We start from the raw sequence: 270 nt of genomic DNA, 5'->3' as shown, positions 1-270 counted from the left end.
CCTCGACCCCGTCGTACGCCGCCAGCGCCTCGCGGGCCGCCTGCCGGGCGCTGTCGGCCAGCGCGCGCGGCTCGACGATGCGGCCGTCGCGGCCGAGCCGCAGGGCCAGCCGTCTGAGCGAGGCCGGATCGGGCGTGCGCAGGGTGATACGCAGCCCGCCGTCGGGAAGCTCGTCCGCGCTGTCGTGCGGGTAGTACTCGGCGACCCAGCGACCGCCCGGCCCGACCTCGACCACGACCTCGGGGTCCTCGGCCGCGGGCTGCACCAGCG

1 protein-coding gene is annotated in these 270 nt (G+C 78.1%); it reads right to left on the bottom strand.

Annotated elements, in window-relative coordinates:
* A partial coding sequence (locus B7767_RS36465; RefSeq protein WP_143652834.1) for a WYL domain-containing protein occupies positions 1-270 on the bottom strand: 270 nt, incomplete at both ends.

The sequence above is a fragment of the Streptomyces sp. 13-12-16 genome (assembly GCF_002114215.1).
In the GTDB taxonomy this organism is placed as follows: domain Bacteria; phylum Actinomycetota; class Actinomycetes; order Streptomycetales; family Streptomycetaceae; genus Streptomyces.
Note: the sequence above shows the minus strand (reverse complement) of the source record. Positions and strands in the feature narration are given on the sequence as shown.